Genomic DNA, 23,273 nt, shown 5'->3' with positions numbered 1-23,273 from the left:
TTCGCGGCATGGCCACCACCCGTCTCTCCACCTTCGTCCGACAAGGACGCCGCCACGTCGCGCTCACCGTGCTCGGCGCCGCCGCCCTCGCGGCGCTCGCGCCCCGCGGCGTGTCGAACCCCGGCGCCAAGGACAGGTCGAGCGCGCTCGCCTCGGCGCTCGCGTCGCGTGGCCTCGTCGCCACGGCCGACGACGTGGCCTGGGTCGATCCGCCGCGCGGCGTGTGGGGCGCGCTCGGCGCGAAGAGCCGCGCCGTCGTGCGCGCCGCGCCCGGGCAAGGCGAGCCAAACGATCTCTTCCTCGTCCACGCCGAGCTCTCGCCCGAGGGCGTGCTGCTCGACGTCGGCGGCGCGTACAACCTCACCGAGACGAGCGGCGCCGACGAGTCGAGGCCCGCGGTCCGCGGCGAGCGATTGGCCTACGTCTCGAGCCCGCTCATCGCTGGCAGCCATCCCACCGTGCACGTCTTCGATCTCTCGGGGCAGGTCCTCGCGACCGAGGGCTGGACGCGCGTGGAGCGCCTGCAGAACGCGCTGACGAACGCGCAGGAGACGGGTCAGCTCGGCGGCATCGGCAAGCGCGTCTTCACCCTGGGCGAAGGCGACGCGCAGGAAGGCGAGCCGAAGGAGGGCGAGCCGCCGGCGCGTGACGTGCGATGCGCGCTCGAAGAAGGGACACTCGTCGTGCGTGACGGGGGCCGCGAGGCGCGTGTCCCGCTCGACGGAGCCGCGACGTTGCCTGCTTGGCTCTCGCACGAGAGCGGCGAGATCGCGCGGCCCGGCAACGTGGTCACGTGGTCGGTCGATCGCGTGCGTGACGTGATCGGCGACGAGGCGATGCAGACGATCAAGGCCGTCGCGTTCGCGGGGCTCGAGGTCGTCATGCGGCAGAAGGAGAGCATGGGCGGCGAGGAGGCCGCGGCCGACGCGATCGCCGAGGACCTCGGACAAACCACGCTCGCGGCGCCCACGCGCACGATGCCCACCGACCCCGAGATCGGCTGGCCTCCGGAGCCGCTCGAGCCGTGGATCACGCCCGCGCTGCCCGGCGAGGGGCAGTGGAACCCGCAGGACAAGGATCCGTTCATCCGCAGGATCGAGGGCCTGCCGCCCGCGTTCGTGACGACGTACATCCGCCCCGATCGTTCGCGCAAGACGACACGCGTGTTCATCGCCGTCTGGGATCCGCGGCAGGTGGAGCTGCACATGATGGCCGGCACGGTCGAGCCGAAGGGCGCGACGGGCGAGGCGGGTCCGGGCCTCATCCCGCGTGATCCCGCGGTGCTCGAGCGCGTCGTCGCGGCCTCGAACGCGGGCTTCCAGGCGCTGCACGGCGAGTTCGGCATGATGGCCGACGGCGTCGTCTACCTGCCGCCGAAGCCCTACGGCGCGACCGTCGCCGTGCTGCGCGACGGCTCGACGGCGTTCGGGACGTGGCCCGAGGATCAGAGCATCCCGCCGAACGTGCTGTCGTACCGGCAGAACATGACGGTCATGGTGCTCGACCAGAAGTTCAACCCGTACGGGCGCAACTGGTGGGGCGGTACGCCGCCGGGCTGGGCGGACAAGACGCACACCGTGCGCACGGGGATGTGCCTGACGAAGGAGAAGTTCGTCGCGTACTTCTACGGCGCGGATCTCGGTCCCGAGGGGCTCGCGCAGGCGATGATCCAGACGCGTTGCTCGTACGGGCTCGCGCTCGACATGAACGCGGGCCACAGCGGGCTCGAGTTCTACAAGGTCGCGCCCGAAGGCGAGATGGACGCGCTCGGCAGGCCCTTGCAATACGACTGGGAGTCGGAGGGCACGGTGTCGGGCATCGACGGCTGGAAGTTCCGCGGCCGGCGCTTCATCCGCGGCATGGGCCTCATGAACTTCCCGCGCTACATCAAGCGCGAGGCGCGCGACTTCTTCTACATGACGCTGCGCCACGTGCTGCCCGGTCAGGGCCTTTCGCCCGTCGCGCAGCCGCCCGCCTCCGGTGAAGGTCAGTGGCGCGTGAAGGGCTTGCCGCACCACGGCTTCCCCTACGCGCTCGCGACGACGGAGCTACGTTTCGACGCCGCGCGGCCCGATCGCAAGGCGCGCGTGGTGAAGATCGATCCACGCACGGTGTCGGCCGCCAGGGCGACAGGGCAGGACACGAGCAAGACCGTCGTGGTGCTCGACGCGGGCCCGGCCGAGGCTGGCGCGGGCGCGGCGTCGCTCTGGGCCTCGCCCGGAGCGTTCGCGATCGGCGACGCGCCGCCCGTCGAAGGCGCGATCCGCCTGGCGACGGGCTCGCCGAGCGCCGCGGTCGCTGCGGCCGCCGTGGGCGTGAACGACAAGGACGGCATGCTCCTCTACGTCGAGCTCGTGAGCCCCGCGGACGCCTCGGCGGCCGACGCGAAGGCGCTCGACGAGCTGCTGAAGAACGCAGGCTGCAGCACGCGGCTGCTGCTCGGAAAACCTCTCGCGCTCGCGCTCGGGGGCGACACGGATCTCGCCGGCGCCGCGGTGCACCCGCCCCAGGGCCCGACGGCCGTGCGCCTCACCCGCAGCGAGGCTCCTGGTGGTCGCCGCTTCCTGGAGGACGCGGCCATCGTGCCCTTCAACACGTGGTACCCGCTGCAGCAGAAGCGGATCCGCTACTTCAAGAAGCCGGCGAAGGACCCGGCCGAGGGCGAGACGAACTGACCCCCCCGGGGCGAACTCCCCGGAACTACGTGAACAAACTCGCGAAGCACGCCAAGCGCGGCTAGGCTAAGAGTGTCTCGGTTTTCCCGCCTGAGCGCGCGGTGATCACGGAGCCCCACGGACCCTCTACTCGCATGGCGCGAGATGTGCGAAAGGGTTTCCTGTCGTCCGCGGCGTAACGTCGCATTCTGTCGAGGAGTGGCTGAACATGGCCGATGATAAGGGCAGCGATCTGGACGTCTTCGAGGGGCTGGCGAAGAAGGCTCCTCGCGGCACCACGCCAGGACTCATGCCGCCGCCCCCGTCGGGCGCCGCCCGCAAGAGCACGCTGCTCGGCGGGGTAGGCCCCGTCCCGCTTCCCCCCGCGCCCCCGCCCGGGAGCGCCGCACCCTTGCCTCCGCCCCCGAGCGCGTTGCCCCCTCCGCCAGGGGCGCCCTCGCAGCGGCCCTCCGCGCCGCTGCCGCCGCCCCCGGGAGCCGTGACGTCCATGCCGCTGCCGCCTCCGCCTGGAGCCGCCGCGCCGTCGGCCGTGCCTCTTCCCATGCCGCCCGCGCCTCCGCCTGGGGCCGCCGCGCCGTCGGCCGTGCCTCTTCCCATGCCCCCCGCGCCTCCTCCGGGCGCTGCCGCGCCGTCGGTCGTTCCGCTGCCACCTCCTCCGGGCGCCGCTGCCGCATCCCTCCCGCTGCCGCCGCCCCCCGGGGCCGCTGCATCGGTGCCGCTCCCGCCTCCCGTCGGCGCGCCGCCCGGTGAAGCTCCCGCGAAGGTGGGCCCCGGCGGCAAGGCCGTCGACATGGACTGGGACGACGAGGAAGAGTCGACCCACGTCTTCGACGCGAGCAAAGGCGCCCCCGAGATCCAGGGCGGCCCGCGCCCCGCGGCTGGCATGCCGCCCATGAGCAGCGCGGCGGCTGCCCTGCTGTCGGCCTCCGGCGGCTCTGCGCGCCCGGCTCCGCTGCCTCCGCCGGTCTCCGCCGCGCCCCTCGGCACCTTGCCTCCTGGCGGCGCGATGCCGCCGCCTCAGCAGCCTGGTGTGGCCACGACGCTCGCTTCTGCCGGCGTGGTGCCGCTGCCCTCGATGCCGCCCTCGCAGTCGCCGCACACCACGCGCTCCGAGGCGACCACGGTCCGTCCGCGCGCCGATCTGATCGGCGTGCAAGCGCAACCTGCGGCCTCGTCGGGCGGCAGCAAGATCGGCATCATCCTCGGGGCCGTCGCGCTCATCGCGGTCCTCGGGCTCGCGGTCTTCATGTTCCTGCCCAAGAAGGGCTCGCTGAAGATCGACATCCAGGCGAAGGGCGGCGCGACCGTCGGCAAGTCCGAGATCTACGTCGACGGCCAGAAGAAGTGCGACATCGCGCCCTGCGTCGTGAACGACCTCGAGCCTGGCTCGAAGATCATCAAGGTCATCGCTCCTGGTTTTGCCACCGCCGAGAGCGCGGGCGCCGTCGAGGCGGGCAAGGAGACGCCGGTGATGGTCGCGCTCGAGACGAGCGCCTCGACCACCGGGTCCGGGGCCGTCGCGGATGCGAACGCGACTGGCTTGAAGATCCTCGCGGCCACGCCGAACACGAAGGTGTGGGTCGACGGCACGGAGAAGGGTGTCCTGCCCGTCGAGCTGAAGGACCTCACGGCCGGCTCGCACAAGCTGCAGTTCGAGGCTGGCGACCGTTATGACCGGCTCGAGCAGACGGTCGACATCGAAGCGGGCAAGATGAAGGAGGTCGGCCCGATCAAGCTCAAGGTGCTGCGTGGCCAGATCATCCTGGAGCTCGCTACCGAGGGCGCGTCGGTCAAGCTCGTCAACGCCAAGAAGGAAGAGAAGAAGATCCCCGAGAAGGAGTGGAAGAACCAGCCCGTCAAGATCGAGCTGGATCCCACGGCTGGCTGGAAGCTCGTCGCCACGAAGAAGGGCCTGGACGACTTCACGCAGGATCTCACCTTCGACGACGGCGTCGCCGAGAAGCCGATCAAGATTGCGCTGCAAGAGCCGGGCAAGTCTTCCGGGGGCGACGCGGTCGCCAGTGGCTCGGCGAGTGGTTCGGCGAGCGAGACGGGCTCGACGACGGGTTCGACGGGCTCGACGGGCTCGACGTCGAGTGGCACCTCCTCGACCGCGTCGACCTCGACGGGCGGCGAGAAGGCCCCGCCGCCGGCCACGGGCAACGGGACGATCAACATCAACTCGATCCCGGTCTCGAAGGTCGTCCTCGATGGTCGCCCGCTGGGCAGCACGCCCAAGGTTGGCGTGAGCGTGCCTGCCGGGACGCACACGGTGATCTTCATCCACCCCGAGAAGGGGAAGAAGTCCGTCAGCGTGACGGTGAAGGCCGGCGAGACCAAGACCGCCGCCGTCAAGTTCAAGTAAACCCCTCCCTTCCCGCTGGAAGAACTGCGCATCGCGCAGTTCTTCCACCTTCGGTCCAGGCCGTGCCTGGTCCGGGTGCAGGGGCGGACAGCCCCTGCCGGGGCCCGGGGCAGCGCCCCGGCTCTACGCCTCCCCTCAGCGCTGCTCTTCCGAACCTGCCGCTGCCCACGCCTTCCACGTGAGCGCGCAGCGCCGTTCGTCCTCGTGCGCGCCGCCGGCGCAGTATGCCGGATCGAACGGCGGACCCAGCACGAACAGCGTCGACTTGCTGATGAACGGCAGATCCCGGAGCGACAGCTCCATCATGTCTGCTTGCCGCCTTCGGTACGCCTCGAGCTTCGCTTCGCCGATGAGCTCCGCGAGCTCCTGCTGCAAGCGCTCGCGCAGCTCCTCGTCGTCCGTCACTGCGAGCGTGCGCTGGATGAGACGGATGGCTGCGTCTCGCTCGCCCTGACGATTCAGGATCCCTGCGCCTGCGACGGCGGCCCATCCCATGTGCCCCGCGTCGCCGCCGAGCTCTGCTGCGCGCGCGAGCATTCGCGCGCCTTCGGACTTCCATGCCGCGCGCTCCTCGGGGTCCGTGAGGTACGTCCCGGGCGCGATGAACGCGATGAACTGCCCTGCGGTCCTCCAGATCTCCGGGTCGAGGGGTCGGTTGCGTGTCCCGCGCTCGAGGATCGCCCGCGTTCGATCGCTGTCGGCGCGGCTCGCCTCTCCGACCTGGATCGTGATGAGCGCGTCCGAGAGCAGGTATGGATCGCGGAACTCCGGGTCGAGCTCGTTGATCGTGTCGATCAGGTCCGCGACGTTCTCGAAGCGCCGACGCTCGAACGTGTGGAGGCCTTGCGAGACGAGCACGTGCGCCCAGAGCACGTCTGCGAGCGCCGCGCGGTACCCGAACGAGAGCTTCACGACCTCCTTCGGTGGCGGCAAGAGGTGCACGTCGCTCGTCTCCTTCACCCGCGCGTGTTGCCCTGCGATGCGCGCGCGCACCGAGCCGATGCAGAGCGCCGATACGCCGACGATGATCGCGGTGCGTACGTAGTCGCCGAGCCGCGGCATCACTCCACCTCGCGGTCCACGAACATGCCTGGCAAGACGCGCGCGGGTTGTCCTGGCACGCGCTCGCCGCGCACCTGGAACGTCGAGAGCTTGCCGTCTCCGTCGAGGTCGCCGTGCGCCGTCGCGACGAACCGCATCACGCGCGTGACGGGGTCGAGCTCGCTCTCGAAGCGGAACGAGAATGCGTGTGGCTCCTCGATGCGGAAGTCGAGCGAGCGCCAGGTGAGGTGCTCCCAGATCTCGGGCGGGTCGGTGACGCGTGTGCCGCGCGGGACCTCGGCCGGCGTGAGCGGCGCGGCGGGTGGGAAGCTGATGTCCTGCGGCTTGGTCTCTGCGTACGCGACGGCGTTCGTGACGAGCCGATCGAGGTTGTCGAGTGGCTCGCTCAGCTTGGAGGCGTGCAGGTTGCGGACGAAGGCGGGCACGGCGACGGCGAGGACGCTGCCCCCGATCGCGAAGGCTACGCTGAGCTCCACCGCGCTCCAACGCGACATGCCCCCCTTCTAGCGCGCCGGCGTGGTGATTTCCACCGGGATGCGTGGCGCCCGCGGCCCGGGAAAAACGGCCGATCCGGCGAGGGTGCTCGATAAAAACGAGAGCCCGGACCGCGATGTGCGGCCCGGGCTCTGGAGGCGAGGTCCGTCGGCGCGCCTCGGCGCGCTTCAGGCTTCGATCACTCGTACTCGTTCGAGATGAAGACCTGCGTCGCGCGGACGAGCTGCTTCGTGGTGGTGTCGACCTGGCCGGTCAGCGTGAAGATGCCGAACTCGGTCGTGTCGCCGTCGAGATCGCCGCGCGCGGCGGCCTCGAAGCTCTCGGCGCCGTTGACCGCGGGGCCGGCCGGCGTGGCCGTCGCGCCGATCGGCGCGCTGCCCTTCGTGTACGTGTACTGGTAGGCAATCGGGTCGCTGATGTCGAAACGCAGGCACTTCCAGCCGTTCGTCGAGTCGCCGGTGCCGAAGTCCGACGTGGGCGTGTTATTGGGCTGGTACTTCTTGCCCTGCGGAACGGCGGTAGGTACGGAGTTCGTCGCGGTACCGCAGAGCGCGTGCGTCGCGTTTTGAGATTCCTGGCCGACCTGGAGGAGCTCCGAGGGCGCGTTCTCGCGCTCGTACGACTCGGCGGCGCCGCGCGCGATGGCACCGATCGAGTTCTTCGCCTCGCTCGTCTTGGCGCTCTTCAGGTAGCGGCTCACGCCGAAGATCGCGAGCGCCGCGAGGACGCCGATGATCGCGACGACGATCATGAGCTCGACGAGGGTAAAACCACGCTTGGAGTAACGCTTGAATGCACGCATGACGGACCTCCTCCTGCAGACGTAAATGTTCTGGAACGGCAAACCTCGCCGCCCATCGATCGATCCCACATCGTCGAGTCAAAAAGCTCGTCGAACCCAGGGACCTCTTGCACGAACGACCGAAATCGAATCGTCACTCGTCGTCGCCGTGCTTCGGGTCGACGCAGAGCTCGCCCGTGAGCGAGGACGCCGCGAAGAGCGAAAAATCCTGGTCGTTGTCCTGATTTCCCGCCGCCTGCACGACGAACCACGGGCCATTAATGGTGTCGTGCGCGGTCTTCCAGTTCTGGCAATAATTGATATCGGGGACCGGGTTGGGCTGAGGCGCGATTCCCGCGACCACCGCATAACCGAAGCGCACCGGGCCGTCGGTGGTCACATTGAGCTGCATCCAGCAATCGTGGACTGCATTGCCCGCCTGACCATTGTCCCAGTTGCGCTTCCTGTCGTTCGGCGGGGCAGGATACCAGGAGGTGAGACCGCTGATATCCGACCCCGAGCACCCGAGGTACTGGAAGGTCTCGGCCCTGTACGCCTCCTCCGCGATACGAATCCCCGAGACGATCGCCTTCACCTCCGAGGCCGCAGCGCCTCGCATGTATCGGCGATACCCGACGAGCGCGATCGCCGCGAGAACGCCGATCATCGCCACCACGATCATCAGCTCGGCGAGGGTGAACCCACGGAGATTCGTCTTGCTCCTGGGTCGTCCACCGCGCCGCATCGTGTCCGAGGTAAAAGCACGGCCCGTGCCACCCGCGAGGCGCGCCTCGCGGCGCGACCGGAGAAACGAACGATCCACGCTGAACCTGCGGCTTTTTCCGGCTTTTTCGTTCATCGTGGCAGGTCCTTGACGCTCGGGGGTTGTACCTTTCTCACGGCACGGTGACCAAAATTGTCACCGGCGCGCCTCGCGTGGTGACGATTCTCGTCACCCCCCCGCCGGCGCCTGGGCAGGCGAGATCGCGCCCTCCCCATCGTCGTCATCGTCGGCCGCGCCCGTGTCGAGCCCGTGCTTGGCGAGGCGGTAACGCAAGGATCGAAACGTGACGCCGAGCAATCGGGCCGCCGCTTTGCGCACGCCGCCGCTCCGCTCGAGGGCCTGCAGGATGAGGCGCCGCTCGACCTCGCCGAGCACGTCGTCGAGCACGCACCCCTCGGGCGGGAGCTCCGAAAGGAAAGGCGCAGGGCTCGCCGAGAGGCCGCTCACCTGCGAGGGCAAATCCCCGAGACCTATCGCCGGCCCCGACGCGAGCGCCACCGCGCGCTCCATCATGTTCTCGAGCTCGCGCACGTTGCCCGGGAATTTGTATGCGTCGAGCGCGCGTAATGCGTCGGTCGTCAATCCCCTGACGTCCTTGCCGAGCTCGCTCGCGAACCTGCGCACGAATCGCTCGGAGAGCCGCGGCACGTCGCCCGGACGATCCCGCAGGGGCGGCAGCTCGATACGAATGACGTTGAGGCGATAATAAAGATCCTGCCGGAATTTGTTCTCGCGGACATCGGTCTCGACGTCGCGGTTCGTCGCGGCGAGGACACGCACGTCGACCGGGATCTCGGCCGCCGCGCCCACGGGCCGCACCTTGCGCTCCTGCAGCACGCGCAAGAGCTTCACTTGGAGCGAGGCGGGCAGCTCGCCGACCTCGTCGAGCAGGATCGTCCCGCCGTCGGCCTCCCGAAAGAGACCGAGCGATCGCGCCCCCGCGCCAGTAAAGGCGCCCTTCTCGTGGCCAAAGAGCTCGCTCTCCATGAGCGCCTCCGGCAAGGCGCCACAATTGACGACCAAGAACGGCTTCCCCGCGCGGTCACTCCGCTCATGCAGGGCGCGGGCGACGCGCTCCTTGCCCGTGCCGCTCTCGCCCGTGATGAGGACCGTCGTGCGCGTGGGCGCGATCTTTCCGACGATCTCGGCGACACGCGCCATCGCCGGGCTCGCGAAGATGTCGTTCTCGGCGGGCTCGAGGCGCGAGATCTGGGCGCGGAGGCGCTGGTTCTCGAGGAGGATGCTGCTCTTCTCGAGGGCCTTCTGCGAGAGCGCGATGACCTCGGCCGGCGAGAAGGGCTTGCCGACGAAGTCGTAAGCGCCCTTCTTCATCGCGTCGAGCGCGTTCTCCACGCTCGAGTGCGCGGTCATGACGATGACCTCCGTCGCCGCCGAGCGCTGCTTCGCCGCCGTGAGGACCTCGATGCCCGATCCGTCCGGCATCACGAGGTCGGTGATCACGAGCGGGAAGGGCTGGGGGTTCTGCTGCAGGGCCTCGATCGCGGCGCGCACGCCCGGCGCGGCCACGACCTCGATCCCATGACGCCGAAAAGCGATCTCCAGGACCTGCCGGAGCGCAGGTTCATCATCGATGACGAGCACCTTCGTCGGGGTGGGCGGAACGCTGAGCGGGACGGAGGCCATCCTGCTGAAATTATCACGCCGCCCGCCGAGCGAGGAACATCTTCATTTGCAGGCCAAAGGATCGACCGGGCCGGACGGGGTACGCTCCTGGACGACGAAGGTGGTGCGCGCGCTCTCGTCTTCGCCGAGTGCCTGCGAGACCCAGGCGAGGTCACAAGGATCGGCCTCGATCTCGGCCTCGTACCGCCCATCACGGTCGCGATCCTCGACGACCGCGCCTTCTCCCGTGCGCTCGTTGAAGACCACGACGAGCGCGCCCTCGAGGCACGGGCCGGAGATGGTCCACATGCGCGGGTTCGTCGCCTGGGGCCCGATCGAGTCGGGGACCTCGGGCGGAGGGAGGGGCAGGGTCGGGCTCAAGCAGCCCGGGAGCGCCACGAGGACGGCCGCGAAGATCCGGAGCAAGGAGCGTCGACCCATCAAGCCCGCGCCCGCTGCACGACGCATGCCCCGAAGGGCGTCGAGGGATCCCGGGAAAAACGAGGCACGGCGAGCTCGCTTGCAGAGGAGCGCGGCAACTACGTTGCCATCGTGCGCCCGTCGGTTTGCAGCACGCGCAGGCTGATACGTTTCTTCGGGAGGTCGACGGTGAGGGTGGGCGCGTGGTCGGCTTCGCCTTCGTCGATGAGCTCGCCGACGAGATCGTAGTCGCTCGCCTGCGTGACGCGCACGCGGCGGATCTCGCCGGGTCGCGCCTCGCCGCCCGAGAGGTAGACCTGTCCGTCGATGTCGGGCGCCTGGCCGCGATGGCGGCCCATCTGGACGAACTCGTGCTCGTCGCTCGTGCCCTCGACGAGGACCTCGAGCTCGCGGCCGATGAGCGTGGCGTTTTTCTTGTGCGCGATGCGCCGCTGCAACGACATGAGCTTGCGGTAACGGCTCGACGCGACACGCGCGGGCACCTTGCCCTCCATCTCGGCGCTGCGGGAGTTCTCCTCGTCCGAGTAGCGGAAGACGCCGACCCGATCGAACTCGGCCCAGGTGACGAAGTCGACGAGGTCCTTGAACTCCTCGTCGGTCTCGCCGGGGTGGCCAACGATGAAGGCGGTCCGGAAGGTGAGATCGGGGATGTCCTTGCGCAGGCGCGTGACGAGCTTGCGGAGGCGCTCGCCGCCGTGGCCGCGGCGCATGCGGCGGAGCATGCCGTCGGCCGCGTGCTGGAGCGGCATGTCGACGTACGGGACGACGCGCGGGTGATGGGCGATGAGCTCGACGAGCTCGTCGGTGATCGTCTCGGGGTAGAGGTAGAAGAGGCGCGCCCAGTGCAGGCCCGGGACGTCCGCGACGCGACGCACGAGCTCGGCGAGCGCAGGGCGCGTGTCGGCGGGGAGATCGCGGCCGTAGGCGATGGTGTCTTGCGAGACGAGGTTCACCTCGCGCACGCCGGCGGCGACGAGCTGCTCGACCTCGGCGACGACGTCCTCGACGGGGCGAGATCGCTGGCCGCCCCGGAGCTGCGGGATGACGCAGAAGGAGCAGGTGCGGTTGCAGCCCTCGGCGATCTTCACGTAGGCGCTGCCGCCGGGCGTGGAGATCGTGCGCGGATCGGAGGCCCTGACGACCCAGTCGGCGGGGTTGCCGACGAGCATACGATCGGCCTTGCCCGTGAGGACCTGCTCGAGCTTGAGCATGTCGCTCGAGCCGAGGATGTGGTCGACCTCGGGCATCTCGTCGGCGATCTCGGCGGGGTGGCGCTGCGAGAGGCAGCCGGCGACGACGAGCTTCTGGAGGTGCCCCTCGTCCTTGAGCTTCGCCATCTCGAAGATCGCGTCGATCGACTCCTTCTTGGCCTCGCCGATGAAGCCGCAGGTGTTGACGACGATCACCTCGGCGTCTTCGGGGGCCGGGACGTGGTCGTAGCCGGCGCGCCGCGCGACGCCGAGCATGACCTCGGAGTCGACGCGGTTCTTGGGGCAACCGAGGGAGACGAAATGGATCTTCTTGCCGGACATGGGGAACAATCCTGAACGGTCGGAGCTTACACCGCAGAGCCGCAGAAAGCGTCGGAGAGCCCGAGGGGTGTCTGTACCCTCCCTCCTCCCGCCCCGAGAGCCCGACGCTTTCTGCGAGCTCGGAGCACGAGGCGCCCCTCAAGCGGAGCGGGCGGCTTCCTCCATGCGATCGGCGAAGCGCTGGAAGAGGTAAAGCGCGTCGTGGGGGCCGGCGGCGGCCTCGGGGTGGTACTGCACCGAGAAGGCCGAGAGGCCCGGGAGATCGAGGCCCTCGCTCGTGCCGTCGTTGAGGTGCACGTGCGTCGTGCGGGCCTTGCCCTCGAGGGAGGCGAGATCCACCGCAAAACCGTGGTTCTGCGTGGTGATCTCGATCCGGCCGGTGTCGAGGTCCTTCACCGGCTGGTTGATGCCGCGGTGGCCGAACTTGAGCTTGTAGGTGCGGCCGCCCATGGCGAGCGCGAGGATCTGGTGGCCGAGGCAGATCCCGAAGAGGGGTTTTTTCCCCACGAGCCCGCGCACGGTGTCGATGGCGTACGAGACGGCTGCAGGATCGCCGGGGCCGTTCGAGACGAAGACGCCGTCGGGCGCGAGGTCGAGGATGTCGGCGGCGCTCGTCTGCGCAGGGACGACGGTGACGCGGCAGCCGACGTCGACGAGCGAGCGCAGGATGTTGCGCTTGATGCCGAGGTCGATGCAGACGACGTGTTTGTTCGTCGTGTGTACGCCGGGGACTTTGGTGCCGAAGGCGCCCGAGCCCTCGGTCCAGGCGTAAGGCGCCTTGGGCGTGACGCGCTGGACGAGGTCGAGGCCCTCCATCGAGGGAGCCTCGCGGGCGCGGCGGACGAGCTCCTCGGGCGAGGCCTTGCCGATCGCGCCGTTTTGCGCGCCGCGATCGCGGATCGTGCGCGTGAGCAGGCGCGTGTCGATGCCCGCGAGGGCGACGACGCCGTGGCGCGCGAGGTAGGCGTCGAGCGTCTCGTTCGCGCGGAAGTTCGCGGCCACGGGCGAGAGGTCCCGCACGATGAAGCCCGCGACGTGTGGCGCGCCCGAGGTGCTCTCGTCGTCCTCGCGGTTGATGCCGGTGTTGCCGATCTGCGGGGCCGTCATCGTGACGATCTGCCCGCAATACGAGGGATCGGTGAGGACCTCCTGGTAGCCGGTCATGCCCGTCGTGAACACGACCTCGCCCGTGGCGATCCCGGGCGCGCCCCAGGCGACGCCCTCGAACGTGGTGCCGTCCGCGAGGCAGAGATAGGCGCGCTCGCCGCTCATCGTGTCTCTCCCTGGGCCAGGACGTCGTGCACGACGCGGCCCGCAGCCATGGTGAGCTCGACCGAGCCCGTGACGGGCTTGCCGAGGAAAGGTGTGTTCTTGCTCTTCGAACGAAGGCGCGCGGGCTCCACGGTCCAGTGTTTCTCAAGGTTCACGAGGCAAAGCTCGGCGAGGGCGCCCTCGCGCAAGCTCGGGGCCGTGAGGCCCACGATGCGGGCCGGCGCGGCGGTGAGCGCGTCGATGAGCCGCGCGAGCGGGAGCACGCCCTCACGCACGCGGGCGAGCAGCAGCGGCACCACGAGCTCGAGGCCGATCATGCCGGGCGCGGCCTCGGCGAACTCGCAGTCCTTCTCCAGCGAGGCGTGCGGCGCGTGGTCGGTGGCCACGGCGTCGATCGTGCCGTCGGCGAGGGCCTCGCAGAGCGCGGCGACGTCCTCGGGCTCGCGCAGCGGCGGGTTCACGCGGCAGGCGGTGTCGTAGCCGATCACCGAGGCGTCGGTGAGCGTGAGGTGGTGCGGCGTGACCTCGGCCGTCACGCGGATGCCGCGGGCCTTGGCCTCGCGGATGATGCGGACGGCGCCACGCGAGGAGACGTGGGCGACGTGGTACTTGGCGCCGGTCACCTCGGCGAGCAGCACGTCGCGGGCGACGATGATGTCCTCGGCGACGCGGGGCCAGCCGCGCAGGCCGAGCCGCGTGGAGACGGCCCCTTCGTGCATGAGCGCGCCCTCGGTGAGGGCGTGATCCTCGGCGTGCTGGATGACGGGCAGGTCGAAGTTCGCGGCGTACTCGAGGGCGCGGCGCATGACGGCGCTCGAGGTGACGCAGCGGCCGTCGTCGGAGACGGCGACGGCGCCCGCGTCCTTGAGGTCGGCCATCTCGACGAGCTCCGAGCCCTTCTGGCCGAGGGTGATCGCGCCGATCGGGTGCAGCGCGGGGCCCTCGATCGATCGCGCCTTGGTGATCATGGCCTCGGTGATGCTGCGCGTGTCGTTGACGGGGCGCGTGTTCGGCATGGCGCAGACGTGCGCGAAGCCGCCCGCGGCCGCGGCGGCGAGGCCGGACGCGATGTCTTCCTTGTACTCCTGGCCCGGCTCGCGCAGGTGGGCGTGCAGGTCCACGAAGGCCGGCAGGAGCAGGAGCCCTTCGCCGGAGAGCACGCGCGCTCGCTCGGAGGCGAGGATCTCCTTCGTCGCGGCGCCCGCGCCGATACGCGTGATGGTTCCACCTTCGATGACGACGTCCACGATCGCGTCGAGGTTCGCGCCTGGATCGACGGCGCGCACCGAGGCGATGACGAGCAGGCCGTCCTTTCTCTGGGGACCGAGCATCGCCCGCCCTCTAGCATTTTTGCGCGGAGGGGGCTCGCAAAGCGGCGAGCCCGCCCACGAGGCTTGCGTGATCGCGTCGCTGTTCGCGAAAAGGCGGCGCCGGCTCGTCCGGGTGAAACCGGAAAACCCGGCAGACAATTCGAGAAGGACCGAACCCTCGCCGGTGACGCCGATTCTTATGAGCTCAAACGAGCTTCAGGGCGGCGGCGACGTCGAGGCGGCCGCGGAGGACGCCCTTGCCGCGCTCGCTCTGGGCCATCGAGAGGGGCTGGGCGCTCTGGAGCAGGGCCGCGCGGACGGCGCGTGGATCTGCCTGCTTTCCGCGGGCGATCTGCACGCTGAGCAGGAGCGCGGCGATGCCCGCGACCATGGCGGCGGCGAAGGTGGCGCCGCTCTGCGCGACGGTTCCACCGCCCGGAGCCGCGCCAATGAGGCCTTCCCCCGGCGCGACGATGCCGCTGTCGCGGTAGGTCGGGCCCCACATGCCGAAGTCGAGCAGCTTGCCCTCGGCGTCCTCGGCCGCGACGGCGAGCACGGTGGAGGCGGCCGTGGGCACGTGGAAGTGCTCGTTGCCGTCACCCTCGGCGGCGACCACGACGAGCACGTTCTTCTCGGCCGCTTTGGCGAGCGCCTTGGCGAGCGCGTCGAGCATGTCGGGCGAGAGGGCGCCGCCGTGCATGGTGACGACGTGCGCGCCGGCGGCGATCGCGTCGCGGATGCCCTTCGCGAGATCCGGCGGGTTGCCCGCGGGCGCGCTCGTCTCCGGGCGGAAGTTGTGCACGGGGACGACGATGCCCTTCGCCTTCGGAGCGATACCCTTCGCGGGGCCGCCCGGCTGGCCGAACACGAGGCTCGTGACGTGGGTGCCGTGCGTGCGATCGGCCGCCTCGTCGCTGGACACCGGCATCTCGAGGGCCGTGACGTTCGCGCCGCGGAAGGCCGGGTGCGCGAGATCGACCGGGCCATCGAGGACGGCGACGCAGACGTCGGGGCTTCCGAGGGTTTCAGCCTGAAGCGCGGCGAGGCCGGCCAGGTTGGATCGCGGGTCGGTGGACATGGGCTGACGGAGTCTACCTTCTTTTCTTCGCGAGGGTCCACCCTTGCGCTTTCTTGTTCGCCGGGATCCTGGCTCGCGCAAAGACCAGGCGATTTCCTGCATGTCGCGGCAGGGGAGGGCGTCCGAACAGTGCTCCGGACTATCCCCATCGGCTGCGACGCACCTCCGAGGATTCCGTCCTTCGGAGGATCGAGCGGCCGCGTTAGCGCGCTGCGTCCAGGAAGATTCGCGTCTTGGCTTGCGCGATGGCGTAGGTGGCGCCGACGCCGTCGCGGCGGGCGTAGGTGACGTTCGTCCCGCGGTACGCGTCGCCGGCGCCGAGGGAGATGCGCAGGGTGCGCTCGGGGTCGACGGTGGCGGGGGCATCGGGATCGTGGCCCCTGCGTTCGATGGTGATCACGACGGCGGGCGGGTCGAGGCCCTCTTCCTTGCGGGGCGGGCCGACGCTGACGGCGGCTTCGGGGACGAGGTCGGCGAGCGCGTCGCGGATCGCGGCGGCCTTCGTGGTGGCCGCGGCGTCGCCCTGGATGCGCAGCGTGTCCCCCGCGCGCTCGAGGACGAGGGGCGGCTTGCGTCGATCGGAAGGAGTGACGGTGACCTTGACGATCTCCGCCACGTCGAAGGTGAAGATCGATCGATCGAGCAACCATTTCCCCGCGGCGGACTCGATCTTGGGGTCGATGACGAAGACGGCGTCGTCGCCGTCGAGGCGCGCGAAGGAGCCGCCCGTCGTGGGGGCGCCGATGAGCAGGCGCACGGTACGCGCGCCGGCGTCGCCGCCTGCGGAGAGATCGGCCTCGATGACGAGGCGCGGGCTCGCGAGGCCAAACGATCCGTCGTCGCGCTCGGCGACAAAACGCTCGACGCGCAAGGGCAAGAGCGCAGTGGCGAGCTCGGTGCCGAAGCCGAGATCGGCCGCGAGGTTCTTCCCGCGAGGTTCTTCGAGCGCGAAGCTCCCCTCGGCCGTGCGCTCGAGCTGCTGAACGCGGTCGCCTTCGGTGATCCGCAGGGCGCGTAGGCTCGTCTCCGGCGCGTCGATCACGGTCGGGCTGCGCAGGGTGATCTTGCTCGGGAAGAGCGCGCGAGCTCGATCGGCGGGGAGCGCGAGCACGGCGCCGTCGTAGCTCCGGAGGACGGGGACGATCTCGCCCTGGGGTTTGCCGACGAGGAGCTCCTCGACGCGATCGTCGTCGCCGCCGTCCGGGCTCCGCGACGGGAGCACCGAGACGACGCGGACCTTGCCCTGCGGCGGGTCGAGGCCGAGCGAGGCGCGATCGCCGGTCGTGAGGAAATCGCTCGCGCGGAGGGCGAGGATCGACTCGAGGAAGACGCGGCCAGTGTCGCCCTCGATCTCGCGATCCTCGGGGGCGCGCTGGTGGAAGCCCGTGCCCTTGCGCGCGAGATCGATGCGGCGATCGCCGGCGGTGAGGGTGATCTCGTGGACCTCGTCGATCGTCGCGAAGAACGCGGCGTGATCCACGAACGCGCTCTCGGGCCTGGAGAGCGCGTCGAGGAAGCCCTTCGAGACGCAGGCCGCGGCGCGGGCGGGGGCCGTCTGCAACGCGACGACGAGGTCGGGTTTGTCTGGGCACGCACCGCCGAGGACGAGGGTGCCCTTGGGTTTGGCCTCGTCCTTGGGGATCAGCGTGAGCGTCGCGGCGGGCGTGGAGGCGCGGCGCGCGGCTTCGTCCGAGAGGAAGGCCTCGGCCCGCAGGCGCGAGAGCGTATCGAGGAGCTCGTCCGTCGCGGCGCGGGAGGCGCGCCGGCCAGCCTCCTTCGCGGGGCCGTCGAGCTTCAGGGCGTCACCGTTCGGCCCGCGCGCGAGGTGGTACTTGCCGCTCGGGTTTTCGATCTCGAAGCGCGTGACGTCGGACGTCGGGTAGGGGAGGAGATCCTTCGATCGGAGCGAGCTCGGATCGATCACGAGCGCCGTGACGAGCTCCTTCGTGATCACCTGGAACGAGGCGCGATCCCCCTCGTGGACCTCGACGACCGCGGCGCCGGCCGGTGTCGGCGCAGGGCCGCCGATCGCGAGCGTGGAGGAGCGTCCCGGCGTGACCACGACGATGCGCGCGCGGGGCGCGTCGAGGCCGAGCGCCGCGTGATCCACGCTGTCCGGCGCGAGGATCCGCTCGTGCGTGGCGAACTCGAGCGTGCCGAGGAGCTGATCGACGATCTGCGCCTCCGCGGGGAACCGCTCGCCCCCGATCGTGACCTCCCAAAAACGTTGCCCGAGCGCGTCGGGCGGCGTGCGCGTGAGCTTCGCGGACGAGCCACCCTGCTCGAACGTGAGCTCCGTGATCTCGTCCGGCCTCCAGGCGAGCAGCACGTTTTTTTTACGTTGCTCGGCCTCCTCGGTCGTGACCGAGCCCCGATCCACGACGAACACATACGCGCCCGCCCCGATCGCCAGGGCGCAGAGGACGATCGTGGTCGCGTGTTTTTTCGTGGTCTTCGCGAGGCTCATTCGGGCGCTCGCTCCTTCTCCTTGCGTGTCCCTCGCCGCTCCGTCGCGCGGCGCCGGAGGTGCACGGCGATGCCGGTGAGCACGGCCGCGAGCGGGATGAACACCACCACGTAGCGGAAGATCGAGGCGAGCGAGCCCTCGCTCATGCGCAGGCCCGCGGTGAAGGCGGGCTTGTTCGGGATGTCGAGCGGCGCGGGGGCGGAGGCGAGCCAGGCGATCGCGCTCTCGACGAAGATCGCCGTGCCGCGCAGCTCGTCGCTCTGCCAGTTCTCGCCCATCATGGGGCTCGCCGAGCCGATGACGACGGCCCTCGCGCCACGCTCGGCGCCCGGGCGCTTCGGCGACTCGGCGGCGAACGCGACCGTGAGCGGCCCCTTGTGATCCGCGTCGTTCGGCGCGGGCTCCGAGGGGTTCTTCGCCCACGTGAAGAAGTCGACCATGCCGAACGCGTCCTCGCTCGTCTCGAGCAGAGGCGACACCGCGGCGGCGCCCTTGCCCGTCTTCTGGAGCGAGCTCGCGACCGTCATGACCGCGCCGAGGCCCTGCTGTTCGGCGCGGATCAGCCCCTCGGTGATGGGATGCGGCTTGGCGATCGGCAAGAACGTCTCGCCGTACCCACGCACGGCGCGCAGGCGCGCGTCGGTCTCGAACACGAAGTCCCGCGAGAGCGCGATCCCGAAGCGATCGAGCAGCGGATCCAGGCCGAGATCGAGGTACCGCTGGTCGCCCTGGTCGGGCACGGGCCCGGCCGCGACGAGAACGTTGCCGCCCTGCTCGACGAAGGCCTCGAGCTTCTTCGTGGCCGCCTCGGAGAAGCGCTGACCCGGCCCCGCGACCACGACCACGCGACAACCGGCGTACGGCGCGCGCGCCTCGTCCTTGTCCTCGGCGCTCTCACGAGCCTCGATCGTCGCGACCTCGTGCCCGTTCTTCTCGAGCCGCTCCCGGAGCGGCGCGAGGCCGCTGCCGCCCGTCTCGATCGACTTCTCGTCGTGCCCCGTCGTGAAGCAGATCTTCGGCCTGTCCGTCGACACGACGGCGCGGATCGCCGCGGTGAGCGCCTGCTCGAGGCGTGGCCGCGCCCGCACGTCGTTCTCGTCCTCGACCTCCACCAGATCCCGCGGCGCGATGAACTGGACACGATCGCCGCGCGTGATGACGATCGCCGCCTCGGTCACCACCCGACCGTCGACGACGCGCTCGTCGTACTTGCGCTGCACCGCGAGGAACTCGGCCGCGTGGCGATCGGGGTCCGTGAAGTGCACCTCGAGGCGCGTCGTCTCGCTGCGGTAGGCCTCGAGCAGGTGCCGGATCGAGAGCGTGAGCGGATCACCCGCGGGCAAGAGCACGTCGACGCGGATGGGCTCGCCGAGCGCCGCGAGCGTCTGCTCTGTCGCGGGGCTCAACGTGTAGAGCCCGCCCTTCGTGAGATCGAAGCGCTCGTAGTGCCGCGCCGCGACCACGTTCACGAGCACCGCCAGCACCATCGCCGCCACGAGCCCGACGAGCGCGCCGAGCTTCGTCCCCGCGCTCGTGCCGGCGGGCGCTTCGGACGTCGTTTCGTCGCGCGGCGCGGGCGCCTTCACGGCCGGGGCCTTCCCGCCTGCCGAGGTCGTGGCCTCGTCCCTGCGCGCCTTCTTGCCCTTCCTGGGCTTCTTCGGCTCGCTCATCCCCACCTCCACGCCTCGACGGCGCGCACCGTGACGAAGAGCGGCAGGAGCACGACGGTCGCGTCGAAGACGAGCCTCCGCGAGTCGAGCAGCCCGCGCGACGCGTCGTTCATTTGTGTCCAAACGGATACGTGTGTCGCCAGATCGTGCGCGGGCCCGTCGGGCACGATGAACTCCGCGAACCCGAAGAAAAAGAGCCCCGCGATCGCCAGCGCCGAGAGCACCGCGGCCGTGAGCTGGCTCTGCGTGAGCGCGCTCGTCATGACCCCGATCGACAGGTACCCCGCGCCGATCGCGAAGACCGACAGGTAACTCGTCCCCACGACCCGCCAGTCGACGTCGCCCGTCCGCGCGAGGATCACGATGTAGAGCACCGTCGGCGCCCACATGACGACGTACGTCGCGACCGCCGCCGCGTACTTCGCCAGCACCACGCCCACCGTGCCCACGGGCGCCGTGAGCAACGTCTCGATCGTCCCGCTGCGCCGCTCCTCGGCGAAGAGCCGCATCGTGAGCAGCGGGCAGACGAGCAGGAGCGGCACGTAGAGGAGCATCGTCTGGCCGAAGAACGCCTGCACCGGCCCGCTGTCGCCGATCGACTCCATCGGCGCCGCCGCGAAGTTCACGACGATCAGGAAGAAGTGCAGGCCCTGCAAGAGCAGGAACGACGTGATCACCACCCAGGCGAGCGGCGTGACGAAGAGCGCGAAGAGCTCACGCTTGAAGATCGGCCAGAACCCCTTCACGCCTGCACCTCGGCCGCTTCCTCGTCCCCTCGCGTGAGCTCCGAGAAGACCTGCTCGAGCGATGCCGCGCGCGGCACGACCTCCCGCACCCCGAGCCCCGCGCCCACGAGCGCCGCGACGACCCTCTCGGCGACCTCGGCCCCGCCCTCGGCGCGCTGGTACTCGACGAGCAGCTCCGCCGTCTCGGGAGCCTGCGTTCGCCCCGCATCCACCGTCGCCTCCGCGACCTCCGGCAACGCGCGGACGATCCCGAGCGCGCGCGCCGCCTCTCCGCGCACCACGATCCGCAGGCCCGAGGCCCTCCGCATTTCGCGCAGCTCCTCGATGGTCCCCGACGCCACGAGCTTGCCTCGCGCGACCACGAGCGCGCGCGAGCACGTCGCCTCGACCTCCGACAGGATGTGCGTCGAGATCAGGATCGCGTGATCCTTGCCGCGCCGCCGCACGAGCTCGCGCACCTCGCGGATCTGGTTCGGATCCAGCCCCGCCGTGGGCTCGTCGAGGATGAGCACCGGCGGATCCCCGAGCAGCGCGTCCGCGAGCCCGACGCGTTGCCGGTAGCCCTTCGACAGGTGCCGGACGAGCACATCCGCCATGTCGTCGACCCGCGCCTCCTCGGCCGCTCGTTCGACCGCTCTGGCCCGCGCGCCTCGCGGCACGCGCTTCAGCTCGGCGCGGAACGCGAGATACTCCCGCACCCGCATCTCCGGATACAGCGGCGACGTCTCGGGCATGTACCCGAGCTTCTCCCGCGCGAGCAGCGGCTCCTCGCCGATGTCGTGCCCTCCGATGCGGATCCGCCCCGAGCTCGGCCCGAGGAAACCCGCGAGCATGCGCAGCGTGGTGCTCTTCCCGGCGCCGTTCGGCCCGAGGAACCCCACGACCTCGCCCCGCTCGACGTGAAACGACACATCCGAGACGGCGCGAAAGGCGCCATACGACTTGGAGAGGCGCTCCACCTCGATCATCGGGCGTTCGCCTTAGCGCAGCCCGTGGAGAAGGGAAAGACGCGCGGGCGGGCTCACGCGGACCCTCGACCGGCCCCTTCTCGACCGAGCCTGGTAGCGGGCGGGCCGCCACTCTGGTAGGAGCGGTCAGACCTATCGATGGACCAAGCGCTCCTCCGTTCGTACCTCGCGACGATCTACGAGTTCCCCGGCCCGCATGGCGCGCCGCTCCGCGCCTCGCTCGACGGCGAGATCGTCCAGGATCACTCGGCCTTGCCCGAGCTCCTGAACCGGCGTTTCGCCGTGCTCACGGCCTACAACCCGCGTTCGATGCTCCTGCCGCGCAAGGTGAACGAGCAGCGCCACCACGTGCTCCGGGACCTGCTCATCCTGGGCTGCTACCGCGTCGAGCCTTGTATCGGCTCGGAGTCGGAGCCCGAGGGCGTCTGGCGCGAGCCGGCGTGGCTCGTCTACGGCATGGAGCGCGACGAGGCCATCGCGTTCGGGCGCGTCTTCCGGCAAAATACCATCGTCTACGCGGAGAACGGTCGTCCCGAGATCATCGTGACCGACCCGACGGCCGACGACGTGGGACGTACCTTCCACGGCAACTGGCGCGTACGCTCGTGACCTTGAAGTCCCTGGCCTCTTCGAAGAAAGCGGCCACCGAACCCCTCCACAGGAGACAGTCGAAGATGCGTCATCAATCCATGTTGTCGGCCGCGATCTTGGGCGCCGCGTTGATCGTGGGTGCCACGGCCTGCGGCCAGAAGAAGATCACCGAGTGCAACCAGCTCATCGAGGTGATCAACAAAGGCGTCGAGAGCCTCAACAAGACCCCGAAGGGCGGCGCCGATCCCACGGGCGCGGCCGAGCTCAAGGGCATGGCCGACTCGATGGACAAGGTCGCCGCCGACGCCGCCAAGGTGGATCTCTCGATCCCCGAGCTCAAGAAGTACTCCACCGAGTACCAGACGATGGCGAAGGACGTCGCCAAGGCCGCCCGCGACATGGCCGCCGCTGCCGACGCCAAGGACCTCGCCAAGATCAACTCGGCCCAGGCCGCCCTCGACAAGGCCGTCAAGCAAGAGGATCCCCTCGTCGACAGCATCAACAAGTTCTGCCAGGCGCCCTGAGCCCTTTCCCTACGCCTCGTGCCCATGGAACGAGGCGTGGGGTGGAGTGCTCACGCAAAGGGCGTGGGCGGTGGGTCCTGCTGTTCGAGGGCTCGCCTCGCGAGCCCGAGTTCGGGGGGACCGACCACGCCCTTTGCGTGGGCGCTCGCCCCACGCCGCTCGCTCAAACCACGAACCGGTAGCCCACGCCCCGCACCGTCACCAGGTGCCTGGGATTTGCCGGATTGTCCTCCAGCTTCGTTCGGAGCTGCAGGACGAAATTGTCCACGGTCCGTGGCGTCCCGTGGTGGCTCGGCCCCCACACCTTCGCCTGGAGCTGCTCCCGCGACAGCACCCGCCCGCCTGCGCTGACCAGGCAAAACAGGATGTCGAACTCCGTCGCCGTCAGCTCCACGAGCTTCCCGGAGCGACGCACCTCCCGCGTCGCCGGATGGATCTCGAGGTCGGCGGCGCGGATCGCGTTCGCGTCGTCCCCGCGCGCGATCGCGTCGCGCCGGAGCACGGCCTTCACCCGCGCCAGGAGCTCCGCCAGCCCGAACGGCTTCGTGATGTAGTCCTCGGCGCCCAGCTCGAGCCCCATCACCTTGTCCATCTCCGCGCCGCGCGCGCTCAGCATGATCACCGGCATCGTGTATCGCTCGCCGCGGAGCATTCGCAGGAGCTCGAAGCCGTTCAGCTTCGGCAGCATCACGTCCAGGATCAGCAGATCGATCCCGCCAGCGCGCGCCAGCTCGAGACCGCTCTCCCCGTCCGTCGCGAGGAGCACGTGGTACCCCTCGGCCGACAGGTTCATCTCGAGCCCCATCGCGATGCTGTCGTCGTCCTCCACGACGAGGACCGTGCGCCGACCGCCGCCCTGTCCGACTCGGTTCATCGACCCAGGCTCTCT

General features: G+C 70.0%; 19 protein-coding genes. 4 read left to right on the top strand and 15 right to left on the bottom strand.

All coding sequences use genetic code 11. The features are described from left to right. Window positions 1-8: 8 nt before the first annotated feature. Together GF068_RS07640 and GF068_RS07635 are read left to right on the top strand one after the other, a co-directional pair. Complete coding sequence (locus GF068_RS07640; protein WP_153818663.1) at window positions 9-2,675, top strand: hypothetical protein; 2,667 nt, start codon at window positions 9-11, stop codon at window positions 2,673-2,675. A 208-nt stretch (window positions 2,676-2,883) separates the two neighbouring features. Beyond that, window positions 2,884-5,040: a PEGA domain-containing protein gene (locus GF068_RS07635; RefSeq protein ID WP_153818662.1), complete on the top strand. Its 2,157-nt coding sequence runs from the start codon at window positions 2,884-2,886 to the stop codon at window positions 5,038-5,040. A gap of 135 nt (window positions 5,041-5,175) precedes the next feature. On the opposite strand, the gene GF068_RS07630 is transcribed toward GF068_RS07635, so the two are convergent. From GF068_RS07630 to GF068_RS07565, 14 genes are all read right to left on the bottom strand, one after another. After that, window positions 5,176-6,102, bottom strand: coding sequence for a hypothetical protein (locus tag GF068_RS07630; protein WP_153818661.1), 927 nt, complete (start codon window positions 6,100-6,102; stop codon window positions 5,176-5,178). Next, entirely contained in the window at window positions 6,102-6,596 is a 495-nt protein-coding gene (locus GF068_RS07625) for a hypothetical protein (RefSeq protein WP_153818660.1), read from the bottom strand. Before GF068_RS07625 ends, GF068_RS07630 begins: the two co-directional genes overlap by 1 nt. A 179-nt stretch (window positions 6,597-6,775) precedes the next feature. Beyond that, a complete protein-coding gene (locus GF068_RS07620; protein ID WP_153818659.1) occupies window positions 6,776-7,399 on the bottom strand; it encodes a type IV pilin protein in 624 nt (207 codons plus the stop codon). A gap of 133 nt (window positions 7,400-7,532) precedes the next feature. Continuing rightward, window positions 7,533-8,237, bottom strand: a complete 705-nt coding sequence (locus GF068_RS46145) for a type IV pilin protein (RefSeq protein WP_275939117.1) — start codon at window positions 8,235-8,237, stop codon at window positions 7,533-7,535. Between the two features lie 93 nt (window positions 8,238-8,330). After that, a complete protein-coding gene (locus tag GF068_RS07610; protein ID WP_153818658.1) occupies window positions 8,331-9,806 on the bottom strand; it encodes a sigma-54-dependent transcriptional regulator in 1,476 nt (491 codons plus the stop codon). A gap of 42 nt (window positions 9,807-9,848) precedes the next feature. After that, on the bottom strand, window positions 9,849-10,253 hold the full coding sequence (locus GF068_RS07605; protein ID WP_240806727.1) for a hypothetical protein: 405 nt from the start codon (window positions 10,251-10,253) through the stop codon (window positions 9,849-9,851). A 71-nt stretch (window positions 10,254-10,324) separates the two neighbouring features. Beyond that, window positions 10,325-11,758: a 30S ribosomal protein S12 methylthiotransferase RimO gene (rimO, locus tag GF068_RS07600; RefSeq protein ID WP_153818657.1), complete on the bottom strand. Its 1,434-nt coding sequence runs from the start codon at window positions 11,756-11,758 to the stop codon at window positions 10,325-10,327. Between the two features lie 138 nt (window positions 11,759-11,896). Further along, the gene (gene carA, locus GF068_RS07595; RefSeq protein ID WP_153818656.1) at window positions 11,897-13,030 is read right to left on the bottom strand and encodes a glutamine-hydrolyzing carbamoyl-phosphate synthase small subunit; all 1,134 of its coding nucleotides are present in this window, start codon (window positions 13,028-13,030) and stop codon (window positions 11,897-11,899) included. After that, entirely contained in the window at window positions 13,027-14,361 is a 1,335-nt protein-coding gene (locus GF068_RS07590; protein WP_153818655.1) for a dihydroorotase, read from the bottom strand. Before GF068_RS07590 ends, carA begins: the two co-directional genes overlap by 4 nt. Before the next feature lie 184 nt (window positions 14,362-14,545). Further along, the gene (locus GF068_RS07585; RefSeq protein WP_170319348.1) at window positions 14,546-15,418 is read right to left on the bottom strand and encodes a S8 family serine peptidase; all 873 of its coding nucleotides are present in this window, start codon (window positions 15,416-15,418) and stop codon (window positions 14,546-14,548) included. A 202-nt stretch (window positions 15,419-15,620) separates the two neighbouring features. Then, entirely contained in the window at window positions 15,621-17,885 is a 2,265-nt protein-coding gene (locus GF068_RS07580) for a DUF4340 domain-containing protein (protein WP_153818653.1), read from the bottom strand. After that, window positions 17,882-19,555, bottom strand: coding sequence for a GldG family protein (locus tag GF068_RS07575; RefSeq protein ID WP_153818652.1), 1,674 nt, complete (start codon window positions 19,553-19,555; stop codon window positions 17,882-17,884). The genes GF068_RS07580 and GF068_RS07575 overlap by 4 nt, the downstream gene beginning before the upstream one ends. Continuing rightward, a complete protein-coding gene (locus tag GF068_RS07570) occupies window positions 19,552-20,301 on the bottom strand; it encodes an ABC transporter permease (RefSeq protein ID WP_338046273.1) in 750 nt (249 codons plus the stop codon). Before GF068_RS07570 ends, GF068_RS07575 begins: the two co-directional genes overlap by 4 nt. Then, window positions 20,298-21,269, bottom strand: a complete 972-nt coding sequence (locus GF068_RS07565) for an ABC transporter ATP-binding protein (RefSeq protein ID WP_153818651.1) — start codon at window positions 21,267-21,269, stop codon at window positions 20,298-20,300. The genes GF068_RS07570 and GF068_RS07565 overlap by 4 nt, the downstream gene beginning before the upstream one ends. 138 nt (window positions 21,270-21,407) lie before the next feature. On the opposite strand from GF068_RS07565, the gene GF068_RS07560 reads away from it, so the two are divergent. Further along, window positions 21,408-21,878 carry a DUF3293 domain-containing protein gene (locus tag GF068_RS07560; RefSeq protein ID WP_153818650.1) on the top strand — a complete coding sequence of 157 codons (471 nt, stop codon included), beginning with the start codon at window positions 21,408-21,410 and terminating at the stop codon, window positions 21,876-21,878. 65 nt (window positions 21,879-21,943) lie between these two features. Continuing rightward, window positions 21,944-22,384 (top strand): hypothetical protein, encoded by a 441-nt coding sequence (locus tag GF068_RS07555; RefSeq protein WP_153818649.1) that lies wholly within the window; start codon window positions 21,944-21,946, stop codon window positions 22,382-22,384. 163 nt (window positions 22,385-22,547) lie between these two features. Here GF068_RS07555 and GF068_RS07550 read toward each other — a convergent pair whose 3' ends face one another. After that, entirely contained in the window at window positions 22,548-23,258 is a 711-nt protein-coding gene (locus GF068_RS07550; protein WP_153818648.1) for a response regulator transcription factor, read from the bottom strand. Window positions 23,259-23,273: the final 15 nt, after the last annotated feature.

It is taken from the genome of Polyangium spumosum, from assembly GCF_009649845.1.
In the GTDB taxonomy this organism is placed as follows: Bacteria; Myxococcota_A; Polyangia; order Polyangiales; family Polyangiaceae; genus Polyangium; species Polyangium spumosum.
This window is presented reverse-complemented; position numbering and strand designations above follow the sequence as displayed.

Bases quoted from the DNA above. Each gene is read 5' to 3' on its own strand.
- GF068_RS07620 (WP_153818659.1), bottom strand. From the start codon at position 7,399: ATGCGTGCATTCAAGCGTTACTCCAAGCGTGGTTTTACCCTCGTCGAG.
- rimO (WP_153818657.1), bottom strand. From the start codon at position 11,758: ATGTCCGGCAAGAAGATCCATTTCGTCTCCCTCGGTTGCCCCAAGAAC.
- GF068_RS07555 (WP_153818649.1), top strand. From the start codon at position 21,944: ATGCGTCATCAATCCATGTTGTCGGCCGCGATCTTGGGCGCCGCGTTG.
- GF068_RS07610 (WP_153818658.1), bottom strand. From the start codon at position 9,806: ATGGCCTCCGTCCCGCTCAGCGTTCCGCCCACCCCGACGAAGGTGCTC.
- GF068_RS07640 (WP_153818663.1), top strand. From the start codon at position 9: ATGGCCACCACCCGTCTCTCCACCTTCGTCCGACAAGGACGCCGCCAC.
- carA (WP_153818656.1), bottom strand. From the start codon at position 13,030: ATGAGCGGCGAGCGCGCCTATCTCTGCCTCGCGGACGGCACCACGTTC.
- GF068_RS07550 (WP_153818648.1), bottom strand. From the start codon at position 23,258: ATGAACCGAGTCGGACAGGGCGGCGGTCGGCGCACGGTCCTCGTCGTG.
- GF068_RS46145 (WP_275939117.1), bottom strand. From the start codon at position 8,237: ATGAACGAAAAAGCCGGAAAAAGCCGCAGGTTCAGCGTGGATCGTTCG.
- GF068_RS07580 (WP_153818653.1), bottom strand. From the start codon at position 17,885: ATGAGCCTCGCGAAGACCACGAAAAAACACGCGACCACGATCGTCCTC.
- GF068_RS07635 (WP_153818662.1), top strand. From the start codon at position 2,884: ATGGCCGATGATAAGGGCAGCGATCTGGACGTCTTCGAGGGGCTGGCG.
- GF068_RS07575 (WP_153818652.1), bottom strand. From the start codon at position 19,555: ATGAGCGAGCCGAAGAAGCCCAGGAAGGGCAAGAAGGCGCGCAGGGAC.
- GF068_RS07630 (WP_153818661.1), bottom strand. From the start codon at position 6,102: ATGCCGCGGCTCGGCGACTACGTACGCACCGCGATCATCGTCGGCGTA.
- GF068_RS07560 (WP_153818650.1), top strand. From the start codon at position 21,408: ATGGACCAAGCGCTCCTCCGTTCGTACCTCGCGACGATCTACGAGTTC.
- GF068_RS07625 (WP_153818660.1), bottom strand. From the start codon at position 6,596: ATGTCGCGTTGGAGCGCGGTGGAGCTCAGCGTAGCCTTCGCGATCGGG.
- GF068_RS07565 (WP_153818651.1), bottom strand. From the start codon at position 21,269: ATGATCGAGGTGGAGCGCCTCTCCAAGTCGTATGGCGCCTTTCGCGCC.
- GF068_RS07585 (WP_170319348.1), bottom strand. From the start codon at position 15,418: ATGTCCACCGACCCGCGATCCAACCTGGCCGGCCTCGCCGCGCTTCAG.
- GF068_RS07590 (WP_153818655.1), bottom strand. From the start codon at position 14,361: ATGCTCGGTCCCCAGAGAAAGGACGGCCTGCTCGTCATCGCCTCGGTG.
- GF068_RS07605 (WP_240806727.1), bottom strand. From the start codon at position 10,253: ATGCGTCGTGCAGCGGGCGCGGGCTTGATGGGTCGACGCTCCTTGCTC.